The sequence below is a fragment of the Methanogenium cariaci JCM 10550 genome (assembly GCF_001315945.1).
Taxonomy (GTDB): Archaea; Halobacteriota; Methanomicrobia; order Methanomicrobiales; family Methanomicrobiaceae; genus Methanogenium; species Methanogenium cariaci.
In genome coordinates this window covers 191,939-198,356 of sequence record NZ_BBBG01000003.1, presented here as the reverse complement: position 1 = coordinate 198,356, position 6,418 = coordinate 191,939, and the positions used below count along the sequence as shown (strand labels likewise).

At 51.1% G+C, this 6,418-nt stretch carries 9 protein-coding genes and 1 pseudogene; 7 read left to right on the top strand and 3 right to left on the bottom strand.

The window, feature by feature from the left end:
• Nucleotides 1-30 precede the first annotated feature (30 nt).
• Together JCM10550_RS04685 and JCM10550_RS04680 are read right to left on the bottom strand one after the other, a co-directional pair.
• On the bottom strand, nucleotides 31-351 hold the full coding sequence (locus tag JCM10550_RS04685) for a hypothetical protein (protein WP_062397322.1): 321 nt from the start codon (nucleotides 349-351) through the stop codon (nucleotides 31-33).
• 132 nt (nucleotides 352-483) lie between these two features.
• A pseudogene (locus JCM10550_RS04680) lies at nucleotides 484-1,694 on the bottom strand (proteasome-activating nucleotidase).
• A 37-nt stretch (nucleotides 1,695-1,731) separates the two neighbouring features.
• On the opposite strand from JCM10550_RS04680, the gene JCM10550_RS04675 reads away from it, so the two are divergent.
• The 6 genes from JCM10550_RS04675 (at nucleotide 1,732) to JCM10550_RS04650 (ending at nucleotide 5,099) form a co-directional block, all read left to right on the top strand.
• Entirely contained in the window at nucleotides 1,732-2,142 is a 411-nt protein-coding gene (locus tag JCM10550_RS04675; RefSeq protein ID WP_062397319.1) for a DUF126 domain-containing protein, read from the top strand.
• Between the two features lie 178 nt (nucleotides 2,143-2,320).
• On the top strand, nucleotides 2,321-2,800 hold the full coding sequence (locus JCM10550_RS04670; protein ID WP_062397316.1) for a hypothetical protein: 480 nt from the start codon (nucleotides 2,321-2,323) through the stop codon (nucleotides 2,798-2,800).
• 20 nt (nucleotides 2,801-2,820) lie between these two features.
• Nucleotides 2,821-2,982: a hypothetical protein gene (locus JCM10550_RS04665; protein ID WP_218185122.1), complete on the top strand. Its 162-nt coding sequence runs from the start codon at nucleotides 2,821-2,823 to the stop codon at nucleotides 2,980-2,982.
• Nucleotides 2,983-3,118: 136 nt separating this feature from the next.
• On the top strand, nucleotides 3,119-3,295 hold the full coding sequence (locus tag JCM10550_RS04660) for a hypothetical protein (RefSeq protein ID WP_172673764.1): 177 nt from the start codon (nucleotides 3,119-3,121) through the stop codon (nucleotides 3,293-3,295).
• Between the two features lie 11 nt (nucleotides 3,296-3,306).
• Complete coding sequence (locus JCM10550_RS04655; RefSeq protein WP_062397311.1) at nucleotides 3,307-4,446, top strand: TIGR04013 family B12-binding domain/radical SAM domain-containing protein; 1,140 nt, start codon at nucleotides 3,307-3,309, stop codon at nucleotides 4,444-4,446.
• Nucleotides 4,443-5,099, top strand: coding sequence for a metallophosphoesterase (locus JCM10550_RS04650; protein WP_062397309.1), 657 nt, complete (start codon nucleotides 4,443-4,445; stop codon nucleotides 5,097-5,099). The genes JCM10550_RS04655 and JCM10550_RS04650 overlap by 4 nt, the downstream gene beginning before the upstream one ends.
• Here the strand turns inward: JCM10550_RS04650 and cyaB are convergent.
• Nucleotides 5,089-5,628 (bottom strand): class IV adenylate cyclase, encoded by a 540-nt coding sequence (cyaB, locus tag JCM10550_RS04645; protein WP_062397307.1) that lies wholly within the window; start codon nucleotides 5,626-5,628, stop codon nucleotides 5,089-5,091. The genes JCM10550_RS04650 and cyaB overlap by 11 nt on opposite strands.
• Nucleotides 5,629-5,672: 44 nt before the next feature.
• On the opposite strand from cyaB, the gene JCM10550_RS04640 reads away from it, so the two are divergent.
• Nucleotides 5,673-6,416 (top strand): peptidylprolyl isomerase, encoded by a 744-nt coding sequence (locus JCM10550_RS04640; RefSeq protein WP_062397304.1) that lies wholly within the window; start codon nucleotides 5,673-5,675, stop codon nucleotides 6,414-6,416.
• Nucleotides 6,417-6,418: the final 2 nt, after the last annotated feature.

Below are 6,418 nucleotides of genomic sequence, written 5' to 3'. Positions count from 1 at the left end.
CGACAGTGCGATGTTTGCCTGAAAATAATACTATATTTTATCCAGTTCTTTTTCAGCACAGCGTGCCCGGAATGTCGTGTCCATTCCGGATGCAAATTCCGTGACTTCGTTTATTGCTGATTCGGGAGTTACCGCCATCCGGTCCAGGACGGTGTGATATTTTATGCCATAGACAATTTCCCATTCCCAGCTATCATGAACGGACTCTTCCCGTCCATAGATGATGCCTGCATACGAGGGAGTACAGATCATCCCGTTTGAGAGCATACAGAGCGGTTGGGACACATACCGCTGGATGTACCACTTTAATTCTGATATGACCGAGAGTGCACTCCCCCCCAGGGTTGACACTTCAATGCAGACTCCCCCCAGTCGGTTTTTTTCGGATGATAAAAACGGAGTAGTTCACGACTGGTCTCGGATGCCAAAAGAGTGGAGTGAAGGTCTTTCCCTTCCTTTTGTATGAGCACTACCTTCATAATTTTAAAAGAACATAATGTCCGGCTTCTGGGTTTTATCCTTGACCTTACGCATGGCTTCTTCAAAATCAGTCCATGTGACTGCCTCTGCATCCCGTCTGACCGCCATCATTCCGGCCTCACGGCAGATTGCTTCCAGCTCTGCACCCGTGGAATTCTCCGCTTCTGCCGCCAGTTTGTCAAGAGGTACTCCCACAAGCTGCATCTTTGCAGAATGAATCTTCAGGATCTGGTGGCGGGCAGCGGTGTCCGGAAGTGGAACCATCACGACCCGGTCAAACCGTCCCGGCCGCAGCAGTGCGGGGGGGTCCAGCATATCCACCCGGTTTGTCGCTCCCATGATTCTGACATCCCCCCCCGGTTGTCAAACCCGTCCATCTCCGCGAGAAGCTGCATCAGGGTCCGCTGCACTTCTGCGCTTCCGGACGTACCGTCATGCATCCGCATAGTGCCGATTGCATCAATCTCATCGATGAATACGATGGATGGGGCCCGTTCCCGTGCCATGGTAAAGAGCTCCCGCACCATCTGGGCACCTTCTCCGATAAATTTATGGACCAGCTCACTGCCGGACATGCGAATGAAGGTGGCGTTTGCCTGATGGGCAACTGCTTTTGCAATCAGGGTCTTTCCGGTACCCGGTGGCCCGTAGAGGAGAATGCCTTTGGGTGGTTCCACACCGATTCTGCGGAAGATATCAGGTTTTGTCAACGGATATTCAACTGCTTCCCTGACCTCCTCAATCTCCTCTCTGAGTCCCCCCGATCTTCTCAAAGGTGGTGTCCGGAGATTCTATCAATTCCATCACCCGCACGCGCGAATCAACGGAATTGGCAACGATACGTACAATGGAAAGAGCGTTGTTCACTGCAACCTTCATACCGGGTTTCAGTTCAGCCCCCCCCAGAGCATCGTTGTTTCCGGTGATATATTCCTGATTATTCCCCCCTGCTGACGCAGATACACCTCTCCGGAATCCAGAATGTCAATGACTGACGCGACAAAGAGCGGCGTCCGTTTCAGCTGACTATTCTCCTTTCTCAGCTGCTCATTATCCTTTTTCGCACTGGAAACTTCTTTTGTCCGGATGTCAATTGTTTCCTGTAATTCGTCAATTGTTTCCTGTAAATCTTCAATGATTTCCTCATATTCCTGTTCGGTCAGGCTGGTCGGATTTCGTTCGGTATTGGTATTGTTGATGATGCTCTCATCCATGTCATATTTATCTTGGTTCTCACCACATTTATGTAGTATGTCCATTACAATTCAGGCACGCGGCATTTCAGCAGGCATCGGATCCGGTGCGGTTCTTGTCAGCAGTGAACCGATCTCCTTTCTTTCAGGAGTCGATCCGGAGACGGGTGTTGTGATTGAATCCGGTCACCCTCTGGAAGGGCAGTCAATTGCGGGAAAAGTGCTCGCCTTTCCATATGGAAAAGGGTCAACGGTTGGTTCGTATGTCATCTATGCACTCAGACGAAACAATATGGCACCGTCTGCCATCATCAATACCGAAGCCGAGCCGATCATCGCTGTCGGGGGGGCAATCATCGCTGAGATCCCGATGGTCGACCGTCCGGATACCCCGATTGAAGCGCTGGAAGAAGGATTTTCTGCATCCGTTGATGGCAGTATGGGTGAGATTACCCTCAGTGACAATTAATTCCGGGTATCAGCGTGTATTATTATATCCTGTTAAACGACGTCTGTAATCTGAACTGCAGATACTGTAAAGGACGGATATTTCCCCCCAGACGGATACTGACGACTGGATCCCCCGTCCCCGACAGGTTCCGTCAGACATCACCTATGCAACTGAGGATCTGTGCCGGTTTATCGGCATGGACGCAAATCCCTGTCTGACCTTTTACGGCGGGGAACCCCCCCTCCTCTCGATTGACAAGATTCAGTCAGTCATGGAGGCATTATCGGGAAGATGCCGGTTTATGCTTCATACCAATGGCACTCTTTTGGATCAGGTGCCTGACGGTATTCTCAACCGTCTGCAGACAATCATTGTCTCTATTGACGGACGGGAAACAACTCATGACCGAAACCGGGGGGGGAGAGGCACCTATCAGCAGATCATCGGGAACTGCAGAAAAATTCAGGCGATGAAGATACCCGCGGATTTCATTGGCAGAATGACCGTGACAGAAGAGACCGACATATACCGGGATGTCATGCATCTTGCATTTGATACCGATGGACTGTTTCCATCTGTTCACTGGCAGCTTGATGCCAATTTTTCTGAAACCTACTGTCGTGACACCTACAGTGACTGGGTGGATCATTCCTATATTCCCGGACTCTTCCGCTGATGGAGCGGTGGGTGTCTCACATGGAAGAGACCGGAGAGGTACTGAGATGGTATCCGTTCATCGATACCATGCAGGATGCAATCAACGGCAAACGGCTCTCCGTTCTGAAATGCGGATCCGGGTTTGCCAACTATTCCATTACCCCCCCGGACGGTATGGTGGCCCCCCCTGTCCCTGTATGATCGGGATGACCGAGTATTACTGTGGCGATATCAGGAAAGACCCTCCTGACCGATTGCGGAAGGTCGTATACAACGGGGGACTGCATCGAATGCGATCTCTTTGATTTCTGTGGGGGGGCGATGCCTGTATTCCAATGTGATGGATCTCTGGCCGGATGAAGGCTGCAGCGACATCTACCGCAGCGTAAAGGCGCTTCAGGAAGCAGTTCAGCAGGCCCTGCCCCCCCGCGTGATGATGTGTATCCGGGACAATACCATCGCTATCGAACAGTTTGACCATCCCAAATTTAACGGCTGTGAAATTATTCCCTGAGGGTTTCCCTGATGAAGATAAACTGGCGCTCCATACCGTGGGCAAAAAATTCGTTTGCTGCTCTGAGCGCAGCATGTGAACTCTCCGACATTACGTTACATGAAGTGAGTTCACCAGAAAATGACATCACCTGTTACAGTCTGAATTCTGTTAATGAACCCCCCCATTTCAGGGATGAAATATCTGATGCTGAATGTATCACCATTGTCGGTGGGCCGCATCCCACCGCCTGCTGGGAAGAGGTGCGGCAGTATGCAGATTATGTGGTGATCGGTGAAGGGGGGGAGTATACCATGCCTGCCCTGATCAACATGATTGCGTCCGGCAGTCAGATACTGCCTGCCGGAGTGGCGTCAAAAGAGCAGGTCGTGATGCCAAACCATTCGGTGCTGCTCTCCTCCTATCCGCCGTTTTCTGTGGTGAAGGGGGGGTATACGGAAATCAGCCGTGGCTGTCCGTTCGGATGCGGATACTGCCAGACGCCGCGGCTGTGTGGCAGGCATATGCATCACCGCAGAATCGATGATATTGAGCGTGCCACCCGTGTGTTCCGTGACGTACGGTTTGTCACACCGAACGCATTGGCATATGGGTCCGATGGCATTCATCTGCGCCTTGACAAAGTGGAACAATTGTTCAAATCACTCACCGGACGAAGAATATTTTTCGGGACGTTTCCCAGTGAAGTGAGGCCCGAGTGCATATCTGACGCATCGCTGCACCTGATTGAGAGCTACTGTGCAAACCGGAAGGTGCACTTTGGTGCGCAGTCCGGCAGTAATCATGTGCTCCAAATGCTCAGGCGCGGTCACACGGCAGAGGACGTGATGACAGCATATGATTGTTGCAGAGACCATGGCCTGACCCCGATTGTCGATTATATTGTGGGCCTCCCCTATGAATCCGATGACGAACAGCGGCTCTCCGTTACCCAGATGAAAGAGATTTCCCGCGGGGGGGGTATTGTGCACGTCCATCATTTCACCCCGCTTCCGGGGGGGACGCCCCTTGCGGGGGGGACATCGGCACGCAGCATCCTTCCTGATGTACAGCGAGAACTGGGAAGGCTGGCACAAAGCGGAAAGGCAACCGGTTCATGGATTGATGCTGAGGTAAGGTTTTTTAAGGAGCATGAAGACCAGTTATCATGATGAAAATCCTTCTTCTGACAGATATCCACGGTCAGTATGACACGATTCCCGATTTCATGGAACTGGCTCCGGATATGGTGATCATCGCCGGGGGGGATATCACCGACTGTGGAGATCCTCAGGAAGCCAATGAGGTATTTAAACAGATTGATGTCCCGTGTTTTGCGATTCCCGGCAACTGTGATGCCCGGCAGATTCTGGATGTCATCGAATATTCTGACGCAGTAAACCTGCATGGCACCTCCCTTGAGATAGGACAGGTAACCTTTACCGGTGTGGGAGGTTCAAACCCGACCCCCTTTAACACACCGTTTGAACTCTCTGAAGAGGAACTGGGGGGGGAACTGCTGGGGGGGAAGGCAAAACAGAGAGCACGCCAGAATGTACATAATATTTTGATCACCCATGCCCCCCCTCCCTACTGCACCCTGGATGATATTGGCGGAACACATGTCGGGTGCAGATGTTTCCGGGAGAGTCTAAAGGATTTTGATCTCGTTTGCTGCGGTCATATTCATGATCACACCGGGGGGGTTGTTGAGATTGAAGGGACGCTGGTTGTGAACCCCGGCCCTGCCTCAGAGGGAAAATGCGCGCTGATTACTCTGGGGGACGAAGCAAAAGAGATTGAAGTGGAATTCGTCACTCTTTAGAGAGCAATAGTTCCAGATACGATACAGGGATGTGTGCCCCCCCGGAAATATTCAGCTCTTTTTTAACGGCATCAATTTTTTTATCCGCCGCAGCGATATCCGCGTCGGTCAACACTTCGATTTCAATATAGGTGCCCAGATTTTCCACGCGGTCAAGAGCGATGGTGGTGCCGCCGTATTGGAATTCATGCCGCTCCTTTCTGACGGTGGCACTCACGAAAAAACCGGTTGCCGTAAGCAGGGCAATGGCATCCGGCGCAGATGCCACAGAGAGCGTAATCTCTGTTCGTGCCTTTGACTTGCTGCCCGGGGATTTCGGGCCTTTGTAGGTGATCTCAGTGCCGGATGCAGTCTCGCGTACACGCAGTGCCTCATCGGTTTTGGCATAATCCCGGTGCGTTGCATTCAGATAGGTATCCTGCTGAACCGAACTGCCGAGATCGACTGCTCCCCGAGAGCGCAGACAGTCTGCGATTTCCGGGAGATTTGATACCGCAATTTTGGTTTCAACTTCGATTAAGGAACTCATTATTTTAAGTAAACACGCCGTATAAATATAGACAGGTGAAACGAATGGTAGTTAATGAAGGAAGTTTTATTAAACTGAGATTTACCGGCTTATCAGATGGTAGCGTCTTTGATACCACAGAAGCAGACAAAGCAACGGAAGCAGGTATCTTCAACGAAAAGAAAGAATACAAACCAATTGTCGTCCGTCTTGGCGGCATGCACATCATTCCTGGTCTCGATGAGGCATTAGTCGGCAAAGAAGTCGGCGAAAAAGGCACCGTTGAAATTCCTCCGGAGAAGGCATATGGCCCCCGCGATGAATCACTGATGCGGTCTGCTCCCGTCAAAAACTTCGGCGAGAAACCTCAGGTCGGCATGAGAATCACATCCGACGGCGAGGAAGGTATCGTTGCCGGTGTTGTTGGTAAGAGAGCTGTTGTCGACTTTAACCATGTGCTTGCCGGTAAGACACTTACCTACGAATATGAGATCGAAGCTGTTGTCGAGAGTCCCGAAGAACAGGTACAGGGTCTTATTGATCTGTATACCGGAAGAGAGATGGACATTGAACTCACCGATGGTGTTCTTACCCTGATTCTGCCTCCGGGCATTAACTATGACAAGCGCTGGGGGGGAATGGCCCGTGGCATCCTTATGCACCAGATCTTTGAATTCATCAATGGTATTGACGAGATCGTGTTAAAGGAATCCTACAAACGTCCTGCTGCACCTGTAGAGGCGGAAGAAGCTGAAGAGATTGAAGAAGCAGATGAATCTTCTGAACCAGAAGAATCATCCGAAGAATAATT

What these genes read in the sequence shown, in the direction of transcription:
- JCM10550_RS04670 (WP_062397316.1), top strand. Translation starts at nt 2,321, where the DNA reads ATGGACGCAAATCCCTGTCTGACCTTTTACGGCGGGGAACCCCCCCTC.
- cyaB (WP_062397307.1), bottom strand. Translation starts at nt 5,628, where the DNA reads ATGAGTTCCTTAATCGAAGTTGAAACCAAAATTGCGGTATCAAATCTC.
- JCM10550_RS04640 (WP_062397304.1), top strand. Translation starts at nt 5,673, where the DNA reads ATGGTAGTTAATGAAGGAAGTTTTATTAAACTGAGATTTACCGGCTTA.
- JCM10550_RS04675 (WP_062397319.1), top strand. Translation starts at nt 1,732, where the DNA reads ATGTCCATTACAATTCAGGCACGCGGCATTTCAGCAGGCATCGGATCC.
- JCM10550_RS04665 (WP_218185122.1), top strand. Translation starts at nt 2,821, where the DNA reads ATGGAAGAGACCGGAGAGGTACTGAGATGGTATCCGTTCATCGATACC.
- JCM10550_RS04655 (WP_062397311.1), top strand. Translation starts at nt 3,307, where the DNA reads ATGAAGATAAACTGGCGCTCCATACCGTGGGCAAAAAATTCGTTTGCT.
- JCM10550_RS04650 (WP_062397309.1), top strand. Translation starts at nt 4,443, where the DNA reads ATGATGAAAATCCTTCTTCTGACAGATATCCACGGTCAGTATGACACG.